This is a genomic window from Halothece sp. PCC 7418 (genome assembly GCF_000317635.1).
GTDB lineage: Bacteria > Cyanobacteriota > Cyanobacteriia > Cyanobacteriales > Rubidibacteraceae > Halothece.
In genome coordinates this window covers 3,801,653-3,825,114 of the sequence record NC_019779.1, presented here as the reverse complement: position 1 = coordinate 3,825,114, position 23,462 = coordinate 3,801,653, and the positions used below count along the sequence as shown (strand labels likewise).

Genomic DNA, 23,462 nt, shown 5'->3' with positions numbered 1-23,462 from the left:
AAAGTAAGATGGCGGGGACATCTCAACCGATATTGATGCAAAATCACGAGATCAGGTGGGATGCTTGAAATGCCCCCTCTCAATTATCGGAACTGTTCTACGGCTTCGGTGTAGCGAATCGGTAGGACGTATTCTAAGTTTTCGTGCGGACGAGCAATAATGTGCGTTGATAACACTTCCCCGCCATTGACTCGGTTTGCAGAGTCAACTCCAGCACTGACTGAAGCCTGGACTTCGGAAACGTCACCACGAACAATCACGGTAACACGACCCGTTCCAATTTTTTCATAGCCCACTAAGGTCACACGGGCTGCTTTGACCATCGCATCGGCTGCTTCCACGACGGCGGGAAAGCCTAGCGTTTCTATCATTCCAACCGCAATTGGCATTGTTGTTTTCCTCGATTGTCAAGCTAGAGATTTATTTATGCAAGAGGGTCAAATTTGGCACTATTCAGCGAGTATCTGCCCTTCTGTTCGGCAACTGAGGGGCGTTTCTCTTACAAAAACTGAAAGTACGCATTTTTGACCAGTAGGTTGTTTTCCCTACCAAAAAAAAGCATAAGTTACATTGTCGCTTTTGACAATATAAAATATCATAATATTTTCAAATTAGTCTGTTTAATATTTTTTAATATTGATGATTGGTTATGATCCCCAAGCAGGAAGATGCTTCTGTCTATCGAGAAGGGAGACACTGTTTTATAATCGTTGAAGATCTGAGAACTCCCTTGGGAGAATCAGAGCAGGAGGTTTAAAATTTCTGATAATGACGTTAAGAAAAACAGAATCTCTCAATTTTGATTGACAACGGGGATCAGATCGCCATGAAGCCAAGGCTTTTCGTGGTCGGACGATCGCGCACCATAAAAAGGGATTTTTGTCTAGGTCATTGTTCGGATTGAGGACGATAAGTTTTGATAATTGATATCATAAGCACTAGCAAAAATTCTCTTTATTTAATAAAAAATGAGCAAAAAAAGCAAATAGACTGCCATAAAAAGCAAGACAAAATAAAGCAAATAGACTGACACTTAACTAATAAAAATTACACCAGTCTGCTGACAAATAGAGCAGCTTGGTAGAAGAGAGCAACTCATTTAATTTAAAATTAATATTGTTAGTTACGGAAAAACTTTTTTATATGGATGATTTATTAGTACAAGGCACGGTGTTGATTCCCTTCTATGGGCTGATAGGAGCGGTGTTGACCCTTCCTTGGTCAATGAGATTAATTCGTCGCACAGGGCCAAGACCTGCTGCTTATATAAACTTATTGATGAGCTTGATCGCCTTCATTCATGGGTCAGTGGTGTTTGTTCTGACTTGGGAAAAACCCCCCCAAGAATTCATCTTTCATTGGTTAGAAGTTGCGGATCTAGACTTGACTTTAGCCATTGAAATTTCCCCAGTCAGTATTGGGGCTTTAGAGTTAGTAACTGGCATTACTGTTGTTACCCTAATTTATGGTTTGGGGTATATGGAAAAGGACTGGTCACTGGCGCGATTTTATGGCTTGATGGGCTTTTTTGAAGCTGCTTTATCAGGGATTGCCATTAGTGATTCGTTGCTTTTAAGCTATGGTTTATTAGAGCTATTAACGCTCTCAACTTATCTCTTGGTGGGCTTTTGGTACGCACAACCTTTAGTGGTTACTGCAGCCAGAGATGCGTTTTTAACGAAGCGCGTGGGCGACATTATTTTATTAATGGGAGTCGTGGCGTTATCGAGTTATGGGGTTGGCTTGACTTTCACCGAGATTGAAGCATGGACGGTGACCGCCGATTTAGCCCCGTTAAGCGCCACGTTATTGGGGTTAGCCCTGATTGCGGGTCCAGTTGGGAAATGCGCCCAATTCCCTCTAAACTTGTGGTTAGATGAAGCGATGGAAGCCCCGAGTCCAGCGTCTCTGATGCGGAATTCGATCGTGGTGACAGCAGGGGCGTATGTGTTGATTAAGTTGCACCCGATTTTTGAGTTATCGCCGATTGTGAGAGAAGTTTTAATTGCAGTGGGGCTGGTGACGGCGGTTGGTGCATCTTTTGTCGCGATCGCGCAGATTGACTTGAAACGAACCCTCTCTCACTCCACCAGCGTCTATTTAGGCTTAGTTTTCGTTGCTGTTGGCTTTGGACGCTTAGATATTGCCTTATTGCTTTTACTGATTCACGCGATCGCGAAAACCCTCATGTTTATGACCGTAGGGTCTATTATTCTCACGACCAACGATCAAAATATTACGCAGATGGGGGGGTTATGGTCAAAAATGCCTGTTACCACCCTTTCTTTCTTAGTGGGGGCTTCGGGTTTAGTGGTCTTACTTCCCCTCGGTAACTTTTGGGTCATGGGACAATGGATCGAGAGTTTTAAGACGCTTCCACAGTGGCTTTTACCCTTCATCATGCTGGTTAATACTCTCAGTGCCATTAATTTAACGCGAGTCTTCCGTTTGGTCTTCTTGGGTAAACCACAACCCAAAACCCGACGCGCTCCCGAAGTCAATTGGCCGATGGCATTTCCGATGGTAAGTTTAATTATTGTTGCCCTGCTTGCCCCTTTAATTCCCCAACGATGGCAACTGTGGTTTGCAGAAACGGGGTCGATTGCCAGTACCGCTACAGTTTTAGACCAACCCGAAATGTTGCTTTTAGTGTTATCAGGTGCAGTGGGTGTGATTTTAGGCGCGACCATTGCCCTTCCTCGGACATGGATGCGACCAGTTCGCACCAGTTCCCGCTTTCTCCAAGATTTTCTTGCCTATGATTTTTATTTAGAACGGGTGTATCGCTGGACGGTTGTGTTAGCGGTGGAATTAGCGTCTAAATTTAGTGCTTGGCTCGATCGTTATGTGATTGATGGCGTTGTCAACTTAATTGGCTTTGGAACTCTCTTTAGCGGTCAGAGTTTGAAATATAGCGCCTCTGGACAATCTCAGTTTTACCTACTCACGATTTTGATTAGTGGGGCGTTATTGTTGATGCTTTTGATTAATTGGTCGTTTTAACAGTGACCAAAGAACAAAGAACAAAGAACAAAGAACAAAGAACAAAGAACAAAGAACAAAGAACAAAGAACAAAGAACAAAGAACAAAGAACAAAGAACAAAGAACAAAGAACAAAGAACGAAGAACAAAGAACAAAGAACGAAGAACAAAGAACAAAGAACAAATAATGCTCAGTAGTTTAATTTGGATTCCAGTTATCGGTGGGATTATTATCGGTTTTTTGCCAGAGAAGCAAGCCGATCAATCTCGTCCCTTCGCCTTAATCATCGCCAGTCTTCTGCTGGTGTTAACCGTAGCCGTTGGCTTACAATTTGATCCCAGTCAAGAAGGCTTATTTCTCTCCGAGTCTTTCCCGTGGCTGGAACAACTGGGACTGACCTATTATCTGGGGGTAGATGGGTTAGCCTTACCGCTAATTTTCATTAATAGCTTTCTCACCTTAATAGCGATTTATGCCAGTCCTGCCAAAATTGCGCGATCGCGCTTTTATTATGCCCTCTTACTTTTCCTCAGTGCAGGAACAGCAGGAGCATTTTTAGCGCAAAATGTGCTGTTATTCTTCCTGTTTTACGAAATTGAACTGATTCCCCTTTATTTCCTCATTGCCATTTGGGGCGGAGAAAATCGAGGATATGCAGCCACCAAATTCTTACTCTATACCGCTATTTCTGGGGCATTAGTGTTAGCCTCATTCCTCGGGATTGTCTGGCTAAGTGATGCCTCCAGTTTCGATTATGAACCCTTACAAGCGCAGATTCTCCCCCTAGGAAGTCAAATCATTCTCTTGTTGATTCTTCTGGCGGGCTTTGGCATTAAAATTCCCATTTTCCCCTTCCACACTTGGCTTCCTGATGCTCACGTCGAAGCCTCTACGCCCATTTCTATTCTCTTAGCGGGTGTTCTTCTCAAATTGGGAACCTATGGCATTTTACGGTTTGGAATTGGCTTATTTCCTGATGCGTGGTCAGTGCTCGCCCCTTATCTTGCCATTTGGGCTGCCATTAGTGCCTTATTCGGGGCGTTAGCTGCCATTTCCCAGAAAGATATGAAGCGCGTCGTTGCTTATTCTTCTATCGCACACATGGCATACATTTTACTGGCAGCAGCAGCAGCCACTCCCTTAAGTTTAGTTGCTGCAATGGGGCAAATGATTAGTCATGGTCTAATTTCTGCACTATTATTCCTTTTAGTGGGAACAGTGGGAAAGAAAACGGGAACTCGCGATGTCGATACCTTAAGAGGCTTACTGAACCCCGAACGAGGCTTACCCATCATTGGCAGTTTAATGATTGTAGGCGTGATGGCAAGTGCAGGGATTCCTGGAATGGTTGGATTTATCACCGAATTTTTAGTTTTTCGGGGAACATTCTCTGCTTTTCCGATTGCAACTTTGCTTTGTTTAGTTGGAACTGGGTTAACGGCGGTTTACTTCTTATTAATGATTAACCGTGTCTTTTTTGGACGCTTACCCCAAGCCTTTAGCAATCTCCCTGCTGTTCCTTGGTCAGACCGTATTCCAGCCGTAGTTTTAGCCGTTTTGATTGTCGTCTTAGGTTTACAACCGAGTTGGCTTGTTCGCTGGAGTGAAACCGAAACCGCTGCTCTCAGTAATCAGTTACCAGTTACCAGTGAGCAGTTAGCAGTAATCAGTGACCAGTTACCAGTGACCAGTGAGCAGTAATCAGTTAGCAGTGAGCAGTGAGCAGTTACCAGTTACCAATAACAAATAACAAATAACAAATTATGGTTATTACACAGTTTGAACCGTCTCAACATCGCCTTGCTGAGGATATTTATCGCTTAGAAGCAGGAGAAGCCCTCTTAAAAGATTCTCCGACTAACTTAATTGAAGTGGTGGGAATTTTGAAAAGTTATGGCGTGGTTTTAGATGCTTATGCGAAAAATCTGAAATACATTGCAGAAGACCAATTTTTAATCTTTTTCAACTTTTTCAAATACTTCAATGGTGAAGTCACTCCCCAAAAATTATTCCGTCATTGGTGGCATGATCGCATTAACTATGAATATGCTGAATATACCATGCGAGCGATGATGTGGCATGGAGGCGGAGGGTTGGATGCTTATTTAGATACCCCTGAATTTCGAGACGCTGCGGAGAAAGTAATTCAAGCCAAATTTAAGTTTAATCCTTTAATGAAGGGCTTTCATGCTATTTTCAATGACTTCTTACCCGAACATTTGCGTCAGATGTCTTATTACAAAGGGTTGGGTGAGTTTTGGACAATTATGAGTAAGATTTTCTTAGAACTCAGCGATCGTTATTTAAATGGAGAAATTCATTCGATTCCTGATGTCGTAGAACAAATCAAAAATGGCTTAGTTGCTGATGCAAATACGCCCATTACTTACAGCGTTACAATTCGTGGGGAAGTCTATGATTTAATTCCCAAATCAGCAGGATTAACGTTTCTTCCTGACACAGCCATTCCTTATGTTGAGTCCATTTTCTTCCGTGGAGCGCCGTTTCCTGGTTTAGTATCATTCAACGCCCAAGCGCACCAAATTCCAGTTGAACAAGAAGAGTTTGCTTATGGTGCTCTAAATGCAGATGTTATCACGACGGGAACGGCTGGTGTTCCGCCAACCTTATTAATGCAGGATATGAGGCATTATCTCCCAGACTATCTGCAACAATTTTATCAACAGTCTGGACGCGGTGAAGGAGACTTATTAGTCAAAATTTGTGACAGTTTCCAGAAGTCAATGTTTTGTGTGACAACCGCAGCGATAAAAGGGCTTGCGCCTCATCCGTTTGATACCACAAATCTTACAGAAAAACGAGAAAATCGACAGTATTTGGAAGGATGGATGGATAAAATGCTTAATACTCGTTTGCAAATAGCTAATTCTCATTAGAACTAAACTAAGAGCCCTCCATGATCAAGTCTCTGGAGGGCTCAGAAACAAGTGCAGATTCTTTTTTCTTCTCAGAATAAATCTTGATGGCTTCTTCTACCTGTTGACAAACAATTGGTTTCTGCAAAGAGCTAGTTGCCCCTGCTAGTTTAGCACGAACTTTATCAATCAATTTTCCTGAGAGAATAATAATCGGCACATTACTCAATGCTTCTACTTTTCGTATTTTGCGACATAATTCATAGCCATTGAAAACGGGCATAATCAGATCAAGAAAAATTAAATCAGGCTTGGTTTCAATGAGTTGTGGTAAAGCGGTCATCGGGTTACTAATTCCTGTAAAGTCATTTCCCCCATTCTTGACAATTCCTTCCAGAATACGTAAAGTTTGTCGGTTGTCATCAATAGCAATGATTTTTAATTTACTATGAGCCTGCTTAGTAGTCGTTTTTGGGGAAGACTTTTCGGGAAGAGATTGTAGGATAATTGTTCCCTCTTTAATTAAGGGAGCTAAGGGTGTAATAATACTAAGTACATCTTGTTTCGTTTGAACGGCAATCTCTCGAAGAGTATATTTTTTATTTAAAAGTGATACTAATTTTTCATAAGTTTTGGGATTTGTTTTGTCTGATAATCGTTTATGGTGTTGAATAACAGGCACTTGATTAGGAGAACAATTAGGGATTTCTAAAGCAATCCACTTTTGGTAAAATTCTCTAGTGTGTTGAAGAACGAGATCGAAAGCACATAACCAAGTGTGAGGAATCAAACTCGAACGAGAAGGTCGTTCTCCTAGATAAACGTTAATTTGCCAGTCCTGTCTCTGAGTTCTATTGTGTTCTAGTTGAGAAATTAGATCAAATAACAGTTCTTGGCAATAATTACTAATTAAGGTTTGAATTTGTTTTTTGGTTAATAAACCATCTTTAATTAAAGTCACTAAAGTATTATATTCTTCTGCAACAAAACTACCCTCTTCCTCACAATTTAAGGATTGTGTTTGCTTTTCCTGATAGAGAATGGCGACAGCAATTTCAGAAGATATTCCTAATTTGATGAGGTGTCTAGTAGAGCGTCGGTAGGATTTAATCCCATCGGTTCCCCATGCTAAGAATCCAAGGTTAAAGTAAAATGCAGTTTTGTGTTGATCACCAATTTCGATCTCAATTTTTCCAGTAAAGCCTTTTTGTGCATAGGATAAGATTTGTTCTAATATGTGGTTTGCTGTGCTTACTTGAAAGTGATGATTCATTTTTCTTTGCTACTCAAAATATTGATTGCAATCTATTTAACTGACAAAAAAGATGATAATCTGTATTAGTGAATACATATAATTTGATTTAACTCCTGTGATCATTAATATGTCAGACAACCTTGATTAAAGATCAAGTAGTAAGCCTTTATTTGTGAAATGACTGAAGTTATGTCTGTGCGGATGTCACGGTCTGTAACCTACAAGCGACACGCTTGGTTTTGAAAAAATTTTCAGCCTCATACTTAAGGAAAACTTAAAAAACGGAATCCGTAACGAATTTTACATTTTGTGATATAAACTGCCCCTGTTTTCGGTTACGTTTAAAGTATCAGGGGTTATAGAAGGAGGTTGCTATGTTCTTAAAACATAAACCGACAGGTGATTTGGTCGAAGTCCTCACGCTATCGGAAATGTACAATCCTTGTCAAAATATGATTCAAGGACGGTTTCACGCGGGAGAAGAAATGCAAGATCCTGAAGATTTTCCGAAAGAAGACTTAATGTTTCCATCTGGGGAAAGTTTACCCCAATGCTGGTTAGATCCAGCTTACTTGCAACATTTACCTTCGCCAAGTGCTATGCGGGGAAGCAGTCGCCCTTCGGGAATCGCGATGCTTTAGTTACGATTAAAAGTTTTGTTAATTCGAGTCAGTGACGATTAGTGATTAAGGATGATCGGTTGGTTGGGCTAACGGATTATCCTTTTTCTTCGGGGGTGTTTAATTGTTCAACTTCCTCCATGGTTTTTATGGGATCGGTTTCTTCTGATTTTTTAATGTAATTAATTTTGACTTCTTCTAAAAGTTCTCCTAATAACGTTTCAATTTCAGCAAGTGTTTCTTTATGTTTTAACTCTTCTTTCAATGCTGCTTTAAAGTCTGTAGATAGTTTATCAAATAAGGCTTGTCCTTCGGCATCTTCATAAGAAGAAACTAATACCTTAACCGAAGATTTTGCGAGTTGATTCGATAAGTTTTCTAGCCATTCATCGGGTAAGTTTTCGATTCCGGGCACCTGTTGTAAATTCTGATAAAAATCAGATTCTAAAAATGCACCGCGTAGGGCATAATGTAAAAGTGCTTCCACATCAGGTTGCACTTGCGGTAAGACTTTATAAATGGTAAGTGCTAATAATCGATCTGTTAGAATCTCAACTTTATTGGCATCACTAACTTTGAGATAAGGTTGAGGATTCAGTAAAAAGTTAGCAGCTTCTCCTTCAACAACAGAATTTCTCGCTTGATTAATAATTCGCACTAATAAATATTGAGAAACCCGATCTGATAAGTAGGCAGCAGGTTCATAAGTGATTTGACTTAAAATTCGTTCAAAATCAATTACTTTTGAGGTATGAAGGCGAGTTAAAACAGGAATAATCCTTAACCAACGCCAGAAAGGTAGAAGTAAGAACCAATCATACCACCGTCGCAACAAAGCATCAAACCAATTAATCCCTTGTGTGCGATAAGTTATAATGGTGGTTCGGGTTGCTAATTCCAAGGCAAAAAAAACAATAAAAATTAAATCGATACGCCAAAAATCATCAATAAAGCGTCCATAATCATCCACTTCCCGATAATAATTAGTAGATAAAAGAGGAGCAATTTTCTCTTGGAAATAATTGAGTTCAGCTTTTCCATTGGTTTGAAAGTTTTCTGGACTCCAAAATTGTCGTAATCCTTCTTTAGCAGTCACTTCTCCTGTATGTTCTCGGATCAGACGTTTAATTCGTGCAAATGTCCCGAATTTTCCCGCGATTAAAAAGGGATTATTCTCGATCATTTCTTCACTTTTCTTGGACAGTGTGTTTAATAACGGCTGAGTTTTACCACCGAAGTCTGGTTGTTCAGAGAGTTCATGATCAAGCTGATCAACCGTTTCTAAATAATCTTTGGTAAAGGGATGAGGCGTGATCCCTTTTAAGGGATCATAATGTTCGACAATGGCTGGAAAATAATGCAAGTAAACATCTCGCATGGGGACATAAGTCAAGTTAAAAAAGGAGATAAGTAAACTAAAAAGAGCAAAAATTGCAGTTGCTTTTTCCCACCAAGCGGTAGTACGTTCCATAGCTGTTAGAGATACTTTGTTATGAGTGTGTTGTTCAAAAAAACGCTATAGTATGATTCGATTAGTTTAAATTTAAGGAAATATGGCTTTCTCTCAGGTTACCGTGCAAGTTCCCGCAACCACTGCTAACCTCGGACCGGGGTTTGATTGTTTGGGTGTCGCTTTAACGCTTCAGAATCAGTTTCAGTTGACTCGACAGCCGACGGGGACTGCATCTGTAGAAATTGTCGTTCAGGGGGAAGAAGCAGCGAGTGTTAGCAATAATCCAGATAATTTAATCTATCAGGCGTTTCGTCAGTTTTACGAAGATTTTGGTGAAACCGCCCCACCCGTTAAAATTGAGATTAAGTTAGGCGTTCCCCTTTCCCGAGGTTTGGGAAGTTCAGCAACAGCAATTGTTGGGGGGTTACTCGCAGCCAATGCTTTAGCAGGATCGCCTGTGGAAGATGAAGATTTATTACAACGCGCGATCGCGCTGGAAGGTCATCCCGATAATATTGTCCCTGCGTTTCTCGGCGGTTGTCGGTTAGCGGTTCCCACTGGTAAGGCTTGGGAAATTGCAGAAATTCCTTGGTCGGAACAACTGATTCCCGTGGTGGCGATTCCTAACTTTGAACTCTCGACAAAGGAAGCGCGATCCGTCTTACCCTCACAGGTTTCTCGTGATGTTGCCATTTTTAATGCCTCTCACTTAGGACTATTGATCCGCGCGATCGAAACGGGACGCGGAGACTGGTTACGGACTGGAATGCAAGACCAACTCCACCAACCCTATCGTCAACAACTGATTTCAGGCTATTCTGAAGTAGAAACAGCAGCCTTGTGCGCGGGGGCTTATGGAGTCGCGATTAGTGGTGCAGGTCCGACACTCCTTGCGATTACCAGTATGGGTCAGGCTGCAACCGTGGCGCAAGAAATGCAGACCGCTTGGAAGAAAGCAGGGGTGATAGCAAAAGCCCAAGTTTTACAAGTCAACACCACAGGCGCAACTTTTCAACGACAGTGACCAGTGGATAGTAAAGAAGAAGAAAAACTACCCACTAACAAATAACTAATGACCAATGACCAATGACCAGTGACCAGTGACTAATCTAAAACCGTCGTTAAAAACGCCATTTGATCCGCGACTTCTTCAATGCGTTTGCTGGTGGGTTTTCCAGCGCCGTGTCCTGCTTTAGTTTCAATGCGAATGAAAACAGGATTATTCCCAGCGTGACTGGCTTGTAATGCAGCAGCAAATTTAAAGCTATGGGCGGGAACAACGCGATCATCGTGATCCGCAGTGGTGATTAAGGTTGAGGGATACACGGTTCCTGATTGAAGATTATGTAGGGGAGAATAGCCATAGAGGGTTTCAAATTCTTCTGGGTGATCAGGAGAACCATAATCAGAACACCACGCCCAACCGATGGTAAATTTATGGAAGCGTAACATATCCATTACCCCCACGGCAGGTAATGCTGCGCCAAATAAGTCGGGACGTTGGGTCATACAAGCCCCCACCAGTAACCCCCCGTTACTTCCTCCTGAAATAGCAAGTTTTTGGGGAGAGGTATAGCGGTGTTCGATTAACCATTCCGCAGCAGCGATAAAGTCATCAAAGACATTTTGTTTATCGAGTTTGGTTCCTGCTTGATGCCATTCTTCTCCGTATTCGCCACCACCGCGCAAGTTGGGAACGGCATAAACGCCCCCCATTTCCATCCAAACCAGACGACTCACGGAAAAACTTGGGGTCAAAGAAATGTTAAACCCGCCATAGCCATACAAAAGAGTGGGGTTATTTCCATCGAGAAATAAGCCTTTTTTGTGGGTAATAAACATCGGAACTTGTGTTCCATCTTTACTGCGATAAAAGACTTGGCGAGTTTCGTAATTATCAGGATTAAAACTGACTGTGGGTTGTCGGAAAAGGGTACTTTCCCCTGTTTCTAGGTTATAGCGATAGATGGTGGTGGGGGTAGTGAAACTGGTGTAAGCGTAAAAGGTTTCGGTGTCTTCTCGTTTACCATTAAAACCACCCACTGACCCAATTCCAGGGAGTTCAATATCTTTAAGATATGTACCATCTAAAGCATGAATTTGCAAGCGCGATCGCGCATCTTGTAAGTAATCAACAATAAACTGATTATTTAAGATATTAATTCCTTCTAAGGTATTCTCCGTTTCAGCAATAATTTCTTGCCAACTGTCGGGGTCAGGTTGCTTAATATCAATGCCAATCAAACGTCCTTTCGGGGCTTTATAATCAGTCCGAAACCAAAAGAGAGAGCCTTCATATTCAATGAAGTTAAAACTGCTAATAAAATCAGAAATTAATTCTTTGACTTCTGCGTTCGGATCTTGTAAATCTTGATAGAAAACTAAGTTTTTCGGATCAGTTCCTTTGCTCACCGAAATAATGAGATAATCTCCATCTTCTGTCACATCTGCATCAAACATCCATTCTTTTTGATCAGGACGTTGATAGATGAGAATATCTTCGCTTTGTTCTGTTCCTAAACGGTGATAATATAACTTTTGATAATAGTTTGCTTCTTCCAGTTTTTTGCCTTCTTCTGGGGCATCATACCGACTATAGAAAAAGCCTTCATTATCTTTGGTCCAGGTTGCACCCGAAAATTTAATCCACTGGAGATGATCGGAAAAATCTTCTCTGGTTTCAACGTTTCGGACTTGCCATTCTTGCCAATCTGAACCTGATTTAGAAATCCCGTAGGCTAAAAATTGACCATTATCACTAATCGCCATTCCAGACAGCGCGATCGTTCCATCTTCAGAAAATTGATTGGGATCGAGTAAAACTTGCGGTTCTTCGTCTAATTCCTTTAAAGTATAGAGAACACTTTGATTTTGTAAACCATCATTTTTGAAATAAAAATAACGTTCTCCTTTTTTAATGGGAATTCCATATTTTTCGTAATCCCATAATTGGGTTAAGCGTTCTCTGATGGTTTCTCGTTCTGGAATGTTTTCTAAAAAGCTAAAGGTGACTTTATTTTGGGCTTCTACCCACTCTTTCGTTGCTTCAGAATCGGGATCTTCTAACCAGCGATAGGGGTCTGTAACAGCGACACCATGATAGTGATCGAGTTGTTCAACTTGTGGAGTTTTAGGATAATTAAAAGACATCATTGATAATTCTTAGTTTACAAATTTGTATTGATTTTCATTACTTTCACAACGGAGATTGCGTAAAAAGGCTTTAACCGCTTGTGGTTGTTCTTGGGGTTAACTCCTAGTAGGTAAATTATTGTACATTTCTTGACTTAGCTTTACTTTCATGGTGGAGAGGGAAATGGTCTTAGCATCTCCCTCTCCTAAACGGCTTGCTTTCGCCAATCTGATTTCTCAGTAAAGTGTGCCTCGACAAACTTCAAAGGGCTTTTTACGTCTGCAACACGACCTTATAAAGCATCGGTACTTAGTTTAATTACAGACCACAGAGCCAAGTGCTGGCGTTTACACTTGGGTGTGATGACCCTCTCAAGGTAGCCTACCTTTTTACAGGATTTATGGCTGAGTCTGCACGCTCGTCCCTTTCTAGGTCAACAAAAATCGAACTATGTCAATTAATGTCTAGCTTCTAACGAGCGGAGAAATATATCGTTGTTCTTCACCAGAAGCAATTTGAGTGGGAGGTATCCTCATGATTTCGCTCTCTTATGGCTAATTAATATTCATTTTATCCTAGGGATACTATTTCTGTTCTGAGTGTTAGTGCTGCTTTGGAACTTGTTTGGAAATTGATAAAATAATCTTTGTTGGGGATTAATCTAGTTTTCTTCTGTTGTTTTGTCATTAAAAAATCCCCTTCTCCGAATTGGAAAAGAGGAAATAGAATCTTCAGAGATATTTTTAGTGGACAACACCGCGCTGGGCTTGTGCATCAACTGCTTTTTGCAGATACAGATTTAAGAATTGCCAGCCGTTGGAGACGTAATGAGGTAACTTGCGGAAGAATTTAACTACTCGCGGTGCTTCAGAATTTGCGATCGCGCTTAGCTTTTCATTATTTTTCACGCAAACTTCTAAACGGTTGAAGAAGTTCGGATTCTCTACATCTAAAATGGTTGGGAAGACCCGTCCTGCGGTTTCATTCGTTTTCTGGATGACATATTGGTCATAGTCCCGTGCATCTAAGCCTAATGCTTCGTAGAAACCTGACCGTTGCACATCGTTAAGATACATGGTGGCGAATACGGCTAGCAGGAAGAAACGACACCACAAGCGAGAAATGAACCCAGTAATAACATAAGGTTGCGCCTGCATAATGGCATCAAAGAAATCACCGTGACGGTTTTCATCTTGACACCAGTTTTCAAAGAAGCGGAAGAGGGGATAAATGCGGTGTTCAGGATTTTGTTCTAAATGGCGATAGATGGTGATATAACGCCAGTAACCAATTTTTTCCGAGAGATAGGTGGCGTAAAAGATATATTTGGGCTTAAAGAAAGTGTATTTCCGACTCTTGGTAAGAAAGCCTAAGTCAAGGGAGAGGTTAAAGTCAGACATGGCTTTGTTGAGAAAACCAGCATGGCGGGCTTCATCACGAGACATCAAGGTGAAGCACTCCGCCAAGAGAGGGTTAGAATCTTTTAAGCGTCTTCCTAATTCTTTATAGAGGAGAAAGCCAGAAAATTCAGCCGTGCAAGACCGTTCCAGAAATTCTACAAAGAGGCGACGGGTTTCTGGATCGAGATGTTCCCAAGACTGGTTAAACTCTTCATCCCGAACAAAGTGTTTTTGATTATAATCAGCGCGGAATTCTTCTAAAATGGCGCGGAGTTCGTCTTCGTTGATGGAAATATCCATCTGCGCCATTTCATCAAAGTCTGTGGTGTAAAAACGAGGCGTTAAAAGGGTTTCTTTTGCCGGTTGTTTAATGCCCGGACGTAATTCTTGTTGGTCTTTATTGGCAGTGTTAACCATATTTTATTGCTTGGGTTTCTTTCTCTTAAAAGATGGGGATTGGATTAATGAGTGCAGTTTTGCTTTTCAGTTTATCAACGGGTCAGGGCGCGATCGCGCTGACTTGTTAACGATTGCAACAAAAATCTATATGCACTGGTGGGTTTTGTTAAAGTTTGTAACACTTTAGTTTCGCACGGCTTCCAAAATGCGCGAATAATAAAAGTTGGTGCTGGTCATCCCTGTCCGTTTAATTTCAAAGCCGTTGTCCTCTAGGATTTTAACGATTTCTGCTTCCGAATGTTGGTAAGCGCGAGTGGTTTTACTCGGTCCTGGGAAGAATTCGCCAATTTTCTTTAAAAGGCTGAGGAGAAAGGTTTTGGGCGCAAAACTAATAATAAACCGAGATTGTGCACAATTGGCTAAATGTTTAACCATGGTGGGGATGTCTTGGTCAGGATAGTGAATGAGAACATCTAAACAAATAACGGTGTCATAACTTCCTGTAATGGCTTCTAAGTCACTCACGGAGAAGTGAATCTTATGATTGTCTCCTAAAGCTGATTTCGCTTGAGTTTCCGCTTCTCCCACCATCTTTTCTGAAATATCACTCGCATAGACTGTTGCGCCTTCCTGTGCTAAGGGAATGCTAAGACTACCTGTTCCACAGCCCGCATCACAAATGCTTACCTGAGAAAGATTACCGTCTTCTTTCAACCAGCCCATAACGGTATCAATGGTTTGTTGATGTCCAATGCGGATGTTTTTTTGGACTTTATTCACTTCGCCATCACCGTAGATATTCCGCCAGCGTTCAAAGCCAACGGCATTAAAATAGTCTTTGACAATTGTTTTATCGTCAGTGCTTTTCATAATAAGTTTCGCTCTTTATTTACTATTACCAAAATTTATACTTTAGCACGTTTATCGGCATAATGTATAAGAAATGAGAATATAGCAGTTTTCACGCTTCTTGAGGTACATCTAAATTTTTGTTCTTTGTTCTTTGTTCTTCGTTCTTTGGTAACTGGTCACTGATAACCAATCACTCGTGTACCTCAACAGATTAGGAAATGCTATAAACTCTATTGGAAAAAAGGGAAACTAAAAATTAAATATTAATCCTTCAAAGTTAGAAAAAAACAACTGCAAGCATCCCCGAAAATCATCATGACAGGTACTTTCTGTAAGCAATGCCGTCATCCAGTGCAGGGATATCCACAAACTTTATCTGATTATCCTCTCTGCTGGCGTGAATTGGAAGAAATCACTCCTTGGCATCCTCCTGAAAATAGGATGATCCGAATTTGTACACAATGCAACACCTTATGGCTTATTCAATGGGATGTCAGAGAATTTATATTAGATGCTTTTCCTTTTCCTAGTCAGTGTCGAGACTTATTTTATCCTACTGCTACCCCTGAACTATTTTTAGATGTCATTCAATCTTATTCTGGCACAGGCTTGATTGAAAGCTGTCTAATTACAATGGCAGAAAAGCGATTCAAGTATGATAATCTATCTCAAAATGGAGAGTTACTCCTCAATTTTTTATCCGATCAAACCTTAACGCTTCCCACTGCACAAATTGCAGTTCAACTTTTAAAATCGCTTTGTTTTGCAGGGTATGACCAAGCTAATTCTGAAAGTATGGACATTGGTTCGCCAGCGCGAGACAAATTAATAAAAAAAATCCATATTAAGGCTAATAATTATGACAATATCGTTGATGTCGCAAAAGCAGCTTATGAGGAATGGAAAAGAGAAAAAACTGTTCAGCCTCTTCCTCCTTTGCGGAATTGGGATCTAACCCCTCTAGACAACTGGCTACCATTACGTCCTCTAGAACAATATCTTGGTCAAGTGGCTACCTTCCGCCAACAAATTCGAGAACTTTTGATGCTGATGGCAAATTATGCGACTCAAAAACCTCCTCTTTTAAAAGTAACACCAAACTCACTAGATATTATTAATCTTTATCGCGATCGCGCACAGCTTTATCAATTAACAATCGAAAAATTACATAATCAAGTTCAACTTCTTCCTAACTGGGATGAAATTAATTTAATGGATACGATCAACCAACTGCATCAATTCTTATGGGTTACAAGTGATGGAATTGATCCTGAAGTTGCCTTAGCACTCGCCACTTTAGGAAAAACCTTAAAAGCCCAATCTCCGACACCTCACCAGCTGATTTTGCAGAAAATTGATCAAATTTTGCAATCGATTACTCATTTAGATAACTATCCGACACCTGTCAAACAATATGTTCTTTGGCATTTAAAGAAAACAGATTATTGTTAATATAGAAATCCTAAATCAGTTGTAAATTCCTGCCCTTACTAAGGGGGGTTAGGGGAGAGGCTCTACGGCTCGGCTTGCAGCCTACGTAAGTTAAGCTACTTTTTACAAATGAGACCATATTGCCATAATCATGAAAGAGTGCATTTTCTAGAAATACTTCAATTGAGCGTTAAAACAGTCGTTCCCAACTTAAAGATTGTGTTGTTTCATCCCAATGCCAACGCAATAAATTAGCTGGTTGTCCGACACTTAAACCGTCTTTTCCTAGGGCTTCTCTGGGGCTTTCTGTTGCTAGCGCGATCGCGCTGGCAATGTCACAAATTCCCCACTGCACCAAATTCGTTACGCCTGATAAGAGGGAAAGGGTGGTTCCTGCTAATGTTCCATCTTCTAGTCTGGCTGTTCCCTCACTAACCCTAATTTCTCGACTATCCCACGGATAAACCCCATCTCCGAGTCCTAAGGGCGCAAGGGCATCACTGACTAAAAACAGCCGTTTCTCTCTTTCTCCCATCCGCAATAATAGTTCGAGCATGGTGGGAGAAATATGTTGTCCATCGGCAATGAAACTACATTTCACCCCAGAATGAACCAAGGCTGCACCGAGTAATCCTGCTTCTCGATGATGTAAAGAAGGCATCGCGTTAAAAGCGTGTGTCACTAGGGATGCGCCTTGTCGAAAAGCGGTTTCTGCTTCTGTTGCTGTGGCGAGGGAATGTCCGAGACTGAATAAAATATTGGGGTAGCGCGATCGGAGTTCTGCAATTATTCTTTCGTCAGAACTTATTTCTGGCGCACAGGTAACGACCCTAACCTGTTTACTATATTTTCCGATCAACCGATTAAAGTTGTCAAGGGTCAAGTCTAATAAATATTTTTCGGGGTGTGCTCCGCGTTTTTTCGGGTTAAGAAAGGGGCCTTCTAAATGGACACCAAGAATTTTTGCATAAGGGAAATCTGGCGTTTGATACTGTTGGATATATTCAGAAATTGTTCGCAGCGATCGCGCAATTTTTTCAGAAGAAGTGGTGACAACAGTCGGGAGAAACCCATCAACGCCCTGTTCCCATAAAAACTTAGAAATTGTAAAAAGTTTATCTAAATGGTCGGTTTCTAAATCTGGAAAAGGTAAGCCTAACGCGCCATTAATTTGTAAATCAATCCCACCGAGAGAAAGCCAATCTCCCTTCAAATCGATCACGGAGTCATCCCTCTTTTCAGATAAAAGACAAGTTTGCTGTTGAATACTTTTAATATATCCCGCTTCAAGATCAATTTTATAATACTGATGATCAGGATTGGGGAGACGAGCATTAACTATAGAATATGGGAATTGCTTAAAATCTGAGTAATTAAGTTGCATCTTTAATACAAATATTATCGGTATAGTTTTTGGCAAAATTTAGTTAGATTCGTTATATCTAATTCCGAATCTTTTTGTAATCTATATTAAAAAGATTATTGCAGTTACTAAATTAAACATAAAAGCTACGTCTAGAAATACAGTGAGTAACGCAAATAACATTTCCGTGACCAATCCTGCTGGACAAACTAATTTTTCAGTTGTGATTTCTAAGAGTAATCGAACTTTAAATAACTGGTTACGCTATTTCCTCAACGAGCTATAATTTATTTTGAGTTAGCAATAAAAATACAATACCTACATTTAACAAAAAACTTGCACCCAAAGAAATTGTAACCAATCCTAAAAATAAAATTAGACCAATTGCAGTCGGACCAGTTGTATCTTCCTTTTGAGCCGTCTGCATCACTATTCGCCACAAGAGAATAATCATTAGTAACGAAGTGATGAATTGTCCAAGAAGACCCCACACTAACCCTTTCCGACCTTTTTCATGAAATAGAGCATATTGAATTATGCCAAAAAATAAGGAAATAACAGGGACTGCAACTAAAATATAAGGCAGTACAATTTCCATATTTAATCAAATCGTTAAAAAGTTATTATTGTGTCTCATATACTCCTGTAAAAACTTTTGTCGCGGGTCCTGTCATATAAACATGATTGTCACTTTCTGACCATTCAATCTCTAAACAGCCCCCAGGCAGTTCGACCGTGGAAGCGCGATCGCAATTATTAGTCAAAACCCCAGCAACAACAGAAGCACAAGCCCCTGTTCCACAGGCTAAAGTAATACCAGCCCCCCGTTCCCAGACGCGCATTTTAATATAATCACGACGAACAACTTCAATAAATTCGGTATTAATTCGTTTCGGAAAAACAGAATGATTTTCAAACTGAGAACCAATTTTTTCTAGATCAATGGCATCCGCATGATCAACAAACGTAATGCAATGAGGATTTCCCATACTGACACAAGTGACTTGCCAAGTTTGTTCAGCAACCGTCAACGATTGATTAATCACTTTTTCTTGTGCAGATCCTAAAGTGGTTGGGATTTCTTCTGCTAGTAAATAGGGTTCACCCATATTCACTGTGACCTTATCGCCGTCCTGTAATTGCGGGCGAATCATCCCTGCTAAGGTATGAATTTTATAAACTTCATTACTCTCCGTTTTACCATCTAACTCTGCAACAAAACGAGCTAAACAACGAATTCCATTGCCACACATTTCGGGTTCTGAGCCATCAGAATTATAAATACGCATGGTGTAATTACTGTCGCCTTGGGGAGGAAGGGCAAAAATTACCCCATCAGCCCCAATTCCAAAATGGCGATCGCAGAGTTTGATCGCTTGTTCGGAAGTCAGACAAGGGGTATCGTCATGACGGTTGTCAATCAAAATAAAATCATTGCCAAGTCCATGATATTTGGTAAAGTTAATTTTCATAGTGCATTAAATGAGGATTACGATGACAGAATTTGACACGGGTTTACCGAGTACCCGCATGGTACAAAATTTAATTAAAGAAGAGAAGGATGTGGAAATCAAACTCCTCAGTGAAGATTTAATTGTCGGTAGAGTGCTTTGGCAAGACCAACATTGTTTATGTTTAGTGGATCATTATGACCAATCTACCCTAGTTTGGCGACAATCAGTTGCTTATCTTAAGCCAAAATCATAATATAGTAGTTTTCACGCTTCTTGAGGTACATCTAAATTTTTGTTCTTCGTTCTTGGTTCTTCGTTCTTTGTTGGTTGTTAATCAATGAACCACGAACCATGAACCATGAACGTCCACCGACTTGCTTTGTACCTCAACAGACTAAGAAACGCTATATCGCAATTCTTTGATCATCTATAGTGTAAGCATAATATTGATTTTTAGTGAGGAGAATTTTCATCATGGGTTGGCAAATTAAGGGGTATGGGCTTTTACTTGGTTTGTTCACACTCGCGCTTCCTGCTGAGGCGCTGGAAGTCAAAATTAATCCTGATAATCCTCAATTGGGAGATACGGTTTCTGTGACCATGGAAACGGACCCGAATGAGGTCAAACCGCAAGTGACTTGGGGGGATGAAAGTTATCCTGTCTTTGCGGTGGGAAATAATCTATATCGGACTTTGATTCCCACAACCCCTTTAGATGACTCGGGGAAAGTTCCTTTAACCATTCGTGGCGAACAGACAACCAGAAATTTTTTAGTTTGGTTGCGCGATCGCGCTTTTCCAACACAACGGATCTGGTTATCAGGAAGTAATAATAGACCAGCAACAGAATTAGAATTGAATCGGGTTGCACAATTCAAAAAACTGGTGACTCCCCAACAATACTGGACTGGAACTTTTGTCCGTCCTAACCGAGGGCGAGTTTCCACTGTTTTTGGGGTTCGTCGCTACTATAACGGAGAGTTTGCAGAAAACTACTATCACAAAGGCGTAGATTACGCAGCAGGAACTGGATCACCAGTGGTTGCGCCTGCGAATGGAAGGATTGCTTTAGTGGGGAAAGAAAGTGAAGGCTTTCATGTTCATGGGAACACGATTGGGATTGATCATGGTCAAGGAGTTCTGAGTATTTTTCTTCATTTAAATGATATTAATGTCCAAGAAGGAGAGCGCGTGATCGCTGGACAAAAAATTGGTACAGTAGGCTCAACAGGAGCTTCCACTGGTCCTCATCTCCATTGGGGATTATATGTCAATGGTCGAGCCATTGATCCAGCGCCATGGCGCTTTCAAGAAATTCAGTAACCAAAACGCTATCAGAGAATGGAAATTAAAACAATTGTTGCTCAAGCTCTAAATGACGGATATCTCACTCCTGTTATGGAAGGAGAAATTAGTCGGATTTGTGAAACAACAACCGAACTTTCTCCTGACGAATATAGTGCTTTAGATGAGCTCATGTCAGCACTACTCAACGGTAAAGTCGTCGCTAGCCATCGCAAAAAGTGTATTAATGTGATGGAGGAATTAGTATTAACTGAAGCGATAACAATCGTTGCTGAAATTGAAGTCACCAGTGACCAATCTATAGATTTGAGTGATATTACGGCTTACGCTTTAAATCGTTTACCGCCGTTGTATGCGACAACTGAAGAAGGTGCAAACTATCAAAAACAACGGGCGCAAAATGAATTACAAGAACTCATTAATCAACGAGTGCAAGAAGCGATTACCCATCATCTGAAGAGTGATAAAGTTTTAGGAGCACGAAAAGCTCTCGGAAAAGATACGGAAACAGAAGTCGCTCAACAAATTAGTAGCCTTTTACAAACTTATGCTGAGGAATACGAAAATTAATCAAAAAGATCTAAGAAAGACGATAGTTTAAAAAAACTTCTTGATCAATCGTTTCTACTGCCAGTAATTTTAAGTTTTGCGCGTTTTCTGCATCCCAGCCTATTCCTTCAATCGGGGTGGGTGCGGTTTTTCCGCCTAATAAAACAGGACAAACCGTTAACCATAATTCATCGAGAAGTTGCTCAGAAAATAGCGCAGCAACCAGTTCTCCTCCTCCTAAAATGGCTAAGTTTTCAATTCCTTTTTCCCTGAACGTTTTGAGTACGCCTTGCCAGTTAATTTCACCGTCAGTGGTTGGAGAAGTAATGATTTCTTCAAAATACTCAGTGGATTGGCTCTGCCAAGATTGAGCCCCCTCTTGACTAGTTAAGAGCCAACGGGGAATCTTTTGCTGGAAAAAGCGAATCTCGGTGGAAATGCTACCCGATCGCGTGCAGACAATTTGAATCGGTTGATCAGGCTTTTGTTGCTGACGACGCTGAGCAATTAAATCAGAATTACGCAGGGACATGGCACTCCCGTGAGCGCGGAGTGTCCCTGCACCGAATAAAATTGCGTCCGCTTTTGCCACTTGTCGTTCTAAATGAGCGCGATCGATGTGAGAGGAAAACTCTGCTGCTGATCGCGCGGTATCAGCGATTTTGCCATCAGCACTCATGGCGAGGACAACAGTGGTGTAAGGACGATTCATGATTGAGTTAATTGTTGATAAGCAGATTGGGCTGCAGCTTGTTGGGCTGCTTTTTTCGAGCGTCCCTTCCCTTGACCCAAGTAACGCTCTTGTAACCAGACATAAGCCGTGAACCGTTCGGGATCATCATAGCCATGTCCAGTTTCTTCGACTTGGTAGTGAGGGAGAACTTTATAATGGGCTTGCGTCCATTCTTGGAGTGCGTCTTTATAGTTTTGACGGGCGGGATCTTGGCGAATTTGATCCGCTTTTTCCTTGAGAATGGGATCAAGCCAAGGACGGATTAATTTCATGGAGTGGGTACTGAGATAAAGCGCACCTAAGACTGCTTCAAAGGTGTCGGCTAAGCGCGATCGCGCTCCTGCTTTATTTTTCGCTGCACTTCCTGCCATCAATAAAAACCCATCCATGCCATAACTTTCAGCAAATTCTGCTAAGACGCGATCGCTGACTAAAATCGAACGAATCGCAGCAAAATCCCCCACTGGTGCTTCGGGATAGGTTTCTAAGAGTAACTCTGATGCTGCGAGACGGACAACAGCATCGCCCACAAATTCTAGTTGCTGATAATTCGCTACACTAGACGCACTGGGATGAGTTAAGGCTAAATCCAATAATTTCCAATCAACGGGGGTGGTGTCTGCTAATCCTAACCGTTCTACCAGTTTTTCTAATTCCCGACCTCGGCGCGATCGCCCCTGTCGATTTCCAGAGCGGGGTGCTTTTGACTCTGTTTTCGAGTGACGACCATCGGTTGCTAATTCAGAAGAGCGATTTGCCCTCATTTTCTTCCTACGAGAGTTATTAAATGACCATGTGCTTACAGAAGAATTGTTTTTTCAAGTCGAAAAAACCGAAATAGAAAGAGAGTTGGACATAAGCCGGGTTCTGTTCTCAAGATACACTTGAGGGTAGTTATCTATCTGGGACTTTTGTTACCAAAAGCCTCAAGCGGTACTCCCTTACATCGGAAGCTGGTAAAAGACCAACCATAGCTTCCCTCGACCTTGCTTCCAACTGGGGTTTACCGAGCCAGCACCTCTCGATGCTGCTGGTGCGCTCTTACCGCACCTTTGCACCCTTACCGCAGAAGATTGATCTTCTACGGCGGTATTTTTCTGTGGCACTTTCCTCACGGTCACCCGCACTGGGCGTTACCCAGCAGTTTGGTCTTTGGAAGCCCGGACTTTCCTCAATTCAAGGTGACAAGACACCAAGAACTGCAACTACCTCGCCAACTCTCCTTCTATCTTTTAGTGTAACTGGAATGATCCCGTTGCTCAAATGTTCCCGACGTTTGATTTTCTTGTTTGTTATTAGTTATTTGTTGTTTGCTTTGTAACAGACACTTTTACCGAAATATCACGGGTTTAAAGCCCCGCCCTTAAGGGCGTTCTGTGTTAATATAGGGAAATACTGGAAAGGTATTCAACCAGTCTAAAAACCTTGATCTCTCGTCGAGATTAAAGCAATCAACAAGAAATTTGGTTGTCTAATCTAAATAGTACCCAATTGCCTTGGGAAACTAGAGGGAAACCTCAAACGACTGAGGAGACTTCCGCCTCTGCTGATGAAGGGAAACCTGAATCAGTAAGTGGTGTCGCTGAATCAGTAATTCGGAATCTGTGAAGACCGAAGAATCACCGTCCTTCTAGGGCGGTGAGTATGTCAACGAA

Annotated in this window: 21 protein-coding genes and 1 other RNA gene; 10 read left to right on the top strand and 12 right to left on the bottom strand. The window is 41.3% G+C overall.

The annotated features are described in order from the left end of the window. Positions 1 to 83 precede the first annotated feature (83 nt). A complete protein-coding gene (locus tag PCC7418_RS17475; protein ID WP_015227514.1) occupies positions 84 to 389 on the bottom strand; it encodes a carbon dioxide-concentrating mechanism protein CcmK in 306 nt (101 codons plus the stop codon). A gap of 754 nt (positions 390 to 1,143) precedes the next feature. Between PCC7418_RS17475 and PCC7418_RS17470 the strand changes: the two genes are divergently transcribed. From PCC7418_RS17470 to PCC7418_RS17460, 3 genes are all read left to right on the top strand, one after another. Continuing rightward, positions 1,144 to 3,003, top strand: coding sequence for an NAD(P)H-quinone oxidoreductase subunit F (locus PCC7418_RS17470; RefSeq protein WP_015227513.1), 1,860 nt, complete (start codon positions 1,144 to 1,146; stop codon positions 3,001 to 3,003). A 167-nt stretch (positions 3,004 to 3,170) separates the two neighbouring features. Continuing rightward, positions 3,171 to 4,685: an NADH-quinone oxidoreductase subunit M gene (locus tag PCC7418_RS17465; RefSeq protein WP_015227512.1), complete on the top strand. Its 1,515-nt coding sequence runs from the start codon at positions 3,171 to 3,173 to the stop codon at positions 4,683 to 4,685. Positions 4,686 to 4,747: 62 nt separating this feature from the next. Further along, positions 4,748 to 5,881, top strand: a complete 1,134-nt coding sequence (locus PCC7418_RS17460) for a CO2 hydration protein (protein ID WP_015227511.1) — start codon at positions 4,748 to 4,750, stop codon at positions 5,879 to 5,881. Between the two features lie 7 nt (positions 5,882 to 5,888). On the opposite strand, the gene PCC7418_RS17455 is transcribed toward PCC7418_RS17460, so the two are convergent. Next, positions 5,889 to 7,133 (bottom strand): response regulator, encoded by a 1,245-nt coding sequence (locus tag PCC7418_RS17455; RefSeq protein ID WP_015227510.1) that lies wholly within the window; start codon positions 7,131 to 7,133, stop codon positions 5,889 to 5,891. A 356-nt stretch (positions 7,134 to 7,489) separates the two neighbouring features. Between PCC7418_RS17455 and PCC7418_RS17450 the strand changes: the two genes are divergently transcribed. After that, complete coding sequence (locus tag PCC7418_RS17450; protein WP_015227509.1) at positions 7,490 to 7,756, top strand: hypothetical protein; 267 nt, start codon at positions 7,490 to 7,492, stop codon at positions 7,754 to 7,756. A gap of 76 nt (positions 7,757 to 7,832) precedes the next feature. Here the strand turns inward: PCC7418_RS17450 and PCC7418_RS17445 are convergent, their stop codons facing one another. Continuing rightward, positions 7,833 to 9,206 (bottom strand): hypothetical protein, encoded by a 1,374-nt coding sequence (locus PCC7418_RS17445; protein ID WP_015227508.1) that lies wholly within the window; start codon positions 9,204 to 9,206, stop codon positions 7,833 to 7,835. 82 nt (positions 9,207 to 9,288) lie between these two features. On the opposite strand from PCC7418_RS17445, the gene thrB reads away from it, so the two are divergent. Beyond that, on the top strand, positions 9,289 to 10,212 hold the full coding sequence (thrB, locus tag PCC7418_RS17440) for a homoserine kinase (protein ID WP_015227507.1): 924 nt from the start codon (positions 9,289 to 9,291) through the stop codon (positions 10,210 to 10,212). Positions 10,213 to 10,292: 80 nt separating this feature from the next. Here the strand turns inward: thrB and PCC7418_RS17435 are convergent, their stop codons facing one another. The 3 genes from PCC7418_RS17435 to bchM all read right to left on the bottom strand — a co-directional run bounded on the left by PCC7418_RS17435 (position 10,293) and on the right by bchM (position 14,990). After that, positions 10,293 to 12,341, bottom strand: a complete 2,049-nt coding sequence (locus PCC7418_RS17435; RefSeq protein WP_015227506.1) for a prolyl oligopeptidase family protein — start codon at positions 12,339 to 12,341, stop codon at positions 10,293 to 10,295. A gap of 723 nt (positions 12,342 to 13,064) precedes the next feature. Next, positions 13,065 to 14,138 (bottom strand): magnesium-protoporphyrin IX monomethyl ester (oxidative) cyclase, encoded by a 1,074-nt coding sequence (gene acsF / locus PCC7418_RS17430; protein WP_015227505.1) that lies wholly within the window; start codon positions 14,136 to 14,138, stop codon positions 13,065 to 13,067. Between the two features lie 165 nt (positions 14,139 to 14,303). Continuing rightward, the gene (gene bchM, locus PCC7418_RS17425; protein WP_015227504.1) at positions 14,304 to 14,990 is read right to left on the bottom strand and encodes a magnesium protoporphyrin IX methyltransferase; all 687 of its coding nucleotides are present in this window, start codon (positions 14,988 to 14,990) and stop codon (positions 14,304 to 14,306) included. A 297-nt stretch (positions 14,991 to 15,287) separates the two neighbouring features. Here bchM and PCC7418_RS17420 point away from each other — a divergent pair, with 297 nt between their 5' ends. After that, positions 15,288 to 16,424 (top strand): hypothetical protein, encoded by a 1,137-nt coding sequence (locus PCC7418_RS17420; RefSeq protein WP_015227503.1) that lies wholly within the window; start codon positions 15,288 to 15,290, stop codon positions 16,422 to 16,424. A gap of 169 nt (positions 16,425 to 16,593) precedes the next feature. On the opposite strand, the gene nagA is transcribed toward PCC7418_RS17420, so the two are convergent. From nagA to dapF, 3 genes are all read right to left on the bottom strand, one after another. Then, complete coding sequence (gene nagA, locus PCC7418_RS17415; protein ID WP_015227502.1) at positions 16,594 to 17,787, bottom strand: N-acetylglucosamine-6-phosphate deacetylase; 1,194 nt, start codon at positions 17,785 to 17,787, stop codon at positions 16,594 to 16,596. Positions 17,788 to 18,046: 259 nt separating this feature from the next. After that, positions 18,047 to 18,364 (bottom strand): hypothetical protein, encoded by a 318-nt coding sequence (locus tag PCC7418_RS17410; RefSeq protein WP_015227501.1) that lies wholly within the window; start codon positions 18,362 to 18,364, stop codon positions 18,047 to 18,049. Positions 18,365 to 18,389: 25 nt separating this feature from the next. Beyond that, a complete protein-coding gene (dapF, locus tag PCC7418_RS17405) occupies positions 18,390 to 19,238 on the bottom strand; it encodes a diaminopimelate epimerase (protein ID WP_015227500.1) in 849 nt (282 codons plus the stop codon). A gap of 22 nt (positions 19,239 to 19,260) precedes the next feature. Between dapF and PCC7418_RS17400 the strand changes: the two genes are divergently transcribed. The 3 genes from PCC7418_RS17400 to PCC7418_RS17390 all read left to right on the top strand — a co-directional run bounded on the left by PCC7418_RS17400 (position 19,261) and on the right by PCC7418_RS17390 (position 21,095). Next, positions 19,261 to 19,473, top strand: a complete 213-nt coding sequence (locus PCC7418_RS17400; RefSeq protein WP_015227499.1) for an Hfq-related RNA-binding protein — start codon at positions 19,261 to 19,263, stop codon at positions 19,471 to 19,473. Between the two features lie 221 nt (positions 19,474 to 19,694). Further along, positions 19,695 to 20,543: a M23 family metallopeptidase gene (locus tag PCC7418_RS17395; protein ID WP_015227498.1), complete on the top strand. Its 849-nt coding sequence runs from the start codon at positions 19,695 to 19,697 to the stop codon at positions 20,541 to 20,543. Between the two features lie 18 nt (positions 20,544 to 20,561). Next, a complete protein-coding gene (locus tag PCC7418_RS17390) occupies positions 20,562 to 21,095 on the top strand; it encodes a late competence development ComFB family protein (RefSeq protein ID WP_015227497.1) in 534 nt (177 codons plus the stop codon). Positions 21,096 to 21,105: 10 nt separating this feature from the next. Here the strand turns inward: PCC7418_RS17390 and PCC7418_RS17385 are convergent, their stop codons facing one another. From PCC7418_RS17385 to rnpB, 3 genes are all read right to left on the bottom strand, one after another. Beyond that, positions 21,106 to 21,786, bottom strand: coding sequence for a RibD family protein (locus PCC7418_RS17385; protein ID WP_015227496.1), 681 nt, complete (start codon positions 21,784 to 21,786; stop codon positions 21,106 to 21,108). Further along, complete coding sequence (gene rnc, locus PCC7418_RS17380) at positions 21,783 to 22,571, bottom strand: ribonuclease III (RefSeq protein WP_015227495.1); 789 nt, start codon at positions 22,569 to 22,571, stop codon at positions 21,783 to 21,785. The genes PCC7418_RS17385 and rnc overlap by 4 nt, the downstream gene beginning before the upstream one ends. A 77-nt stretch (positions 22,572 to 22,648) precedes the next feature. Beyond that, positions 22,649 to 23,028, bottom strand: an RNA gene (gene rnpB / locus PCC7418_RS19610) — RNase P RNA component class A. A 246-nt stretch (positions 23,029 to 23,274) separates the two neighbouring features. Here rnpB and PCC7418_RS20680 point away from each other — a divergent pair. Further along, complete coding sequence (locus tag PCC7418_RS20680; RefSeq protein ID WP_171814927.1) at positions 23,275 to 23,415, top strand: hypothetical protein; 141 nt, start codon at positions 23,275 to 23,277, stop codon at positions 23,413 to 23,415. Positions 23,416 to 23,462: the final 47 nt, after the last annotated feature.

What these genes read in the sequence shown, in the direction of transcription:
- PCC7418_RS17475 (WP_015227514.1), bottom strand. Translation starts at nt 389, where the DNA reads ATGCCAATTGCGGTTGGAATGATAGAAACGCTAGGCTTTCCCGCCGTC.
- PCC7418_RS17470 (WP_015227513.1), top strand. Translation starts at nt 1,144, where the DNA reads ATGGATGATTTATTAGTACAAGGCACGGTGTTGATTCCCTTCTATGGG.
- PCC7418_RS17465 (WP_015227512.1), top strand. Translation starts at nt 3,171, where the DNA reads ATGCTCAGTAGTTTAATTTGGATTCCAGTTATCGGTGGGATTATTATC.
- PCC7418_RS17460 (WP_015227511.1), top strand. Translation starts at nt 4,748, where the DNA reads ATGGTTATTACACAGTTTGAACCGTCTCAACATCGCCTTGCTGAGGAT.
- PCC7418_RS17455 (WP_015227510.1), bottom strand. Translation starts at nt 7,133, where the DNA reads ATGAATCATCACTTTCAAGTAAGCACAGCAAACCACATATTAGAACAA.
- PCC7418_RS17450 (WP_015227509.1), top strand. Translation starts at nt 7,490, where the DNA reads ATGTTCTTAAAACATAAACCGACAGGTGATTTGGTCGAAGTCCTCACG.
- PCC7418_RS17445 (WP_015227508.1), bottom strand. Translation starts at nt 9,206, where the DNA reads ATGGAACGTACTACCGCTTGGTGGGAAAAAGCAACTGCAATTTTTGCT.
- thrB (WP_015227507.1), top strand. Translation starts at nt 9,289, where the DNA reads ATGGCTTTCTCTCAGGTTACCGTGCAAGTTCCCGCAACCACTGCTAAC.
- PCC7418_RS17435 (WP_015227506.1), bottom strand. Translation starts at nt 12,341, where the DNA reads ATGATGTCTTTTAATTATCCTAAAACTCCACAAGTTGAACAACTCGAT.
- acsF (WP_015227505.1), bottom strand. Translation starts at nt 14,138, where the DNA reads ATGGTTAACACTGCCAATAAAGACCAACAAGAATTACGTCCGGGCATT.
- bchM (WP_015227504.1), bottom strand. Translation starts at nt 14,990, where the DNA reads ATGAAAAGCACTGACGATAAAACAATTGTCAAAGACTATTTTAATGCC.
- PCC7418_RS17420 (WP_015227503.1), top strand. Translation starts at nt 15,288, where the DNA reads ATGACAGGTACTTTCTGTAAGCAATGCCGTCATCCAGTGCAGGGATAT.
- nagA (WP_015227502.1), bottom strand. Translation starts at nt 17,787, where the DNA reads ATGCAACTTAATTACTCAGATTTTAAGCAATTCCCATATTCTATAGTT.
- PCC7418_RS17410 (WP_015227501.1), bottom strand. Translation starts at nt 18,364, where the DNA reads ATGGAAATTGTACTGCCTTATATTTTAGTTGCAGTCCCTGTTATTTCC.
- dapF (WP_015227500.1), bottom strand. Translation starts at nt 19,238, where the DNA reads ATGAAAATTAACTTTACCAAATATCATGGACTTGGCAATGATTTTATT.
- PCC7418_RS17400 (WP_015227499.1), top strand. Translation starts at nt 19,261, where the DNA reads ATGACAGAATTTGACACGGGTTTACCGAGTACCCGCATGGTACAAAAT.
- PCC7418_RS17395 (WP_015227498.1), top strand. Translation starts at nt 19,695, where the DNA reads ATGGGTTGGCAAATTAAGGGGTATGGGCTTTTACTTGGTTTGTTCACA.
- PCC7418_RS17390 (WP_015227497.1), top strand. Translation starts at nt 20,562, where the DNA reads ATGGAAATTAAAACAATTGTTGCTCAAGCTCTAAATGACGGATATCTC.
- PCC7418_RS17385 (WP_015227496.1), bottom strand. Translation starts at nt 21,786, where the DNA reads ATGAATCGTCCTTACACCACTGTTGTCCTCGCCATGAGTGCTGATGGC.
- rnc (WP_015227495.1), bottom strand. Translation starts at nt 22,571, where the DNA reads ATGAGGGCAAATCGCTCTTCTGAATTAGCAACCGATGGTCGTCACTCG.